This is a genomic window from Anaerovorax odorimutans, assembly GCF_024459955.1.
Taxonomy (GTDB): Bacteria; Bacillota; Clostridia; order Peptostreptococcales; family Anaerovoracaceae; genus Hominibacterium; species Hominibacterium odorimutans_A.
The window spans coordinates 1-351 of sequence record NZ_JANFXK010000121.1 but is presented as its reverse complement, the minus strand read 5'-3'; the positions used below and the strand labels follow the sequence as shown (position 1 = coordinate 351).

Annotated in this window: 1 pseudogene; it reads right to left on the bottom strand. The window is 44.7% G+C overall.

What is annotated here, in order from left to right:
* Positions 1 to 298, bottom strand: a pseudogene (locus NE619_RS18150) (hypothetical protein); the annotation flags it as partial.
* Between the last annotated feature and the right edge of the window lie 53 nt (positions 299 to 351).

Sequence of the window (351 nt, the reverse complement as noted above, 5' to 3'; positions counted from 1 at the left end):
TTGGTCTGCCGCTTCCCCTCCGCTTATCACGGTCACTCACCTTCCTTTCTTTCCTTTTCTCTTGTCTTACAACCGATAGCGTTTTTTTCCTTTCTTTTGAGCGGGCTAGAATCCCCTGGCATAAGTTCCCTTCTTCTTTTAAGCTTTGCAGTTTACCGGATAGTTGGGAAATTTCCGCTTTCATAACATCAACCTGTGTCGTATCGGTTTTCTCTATATGTCTAACCTGGTATCGCAAGTGTTTCCTTGTCTCAGTTAATACCGTTATCTGCGCTTCTACTTCTTTCTGATATGACAAAAGCTGCTCTGCGGTATCAATCTGATGCCTGCAAAGCAGCCTCGTCTCCTTGG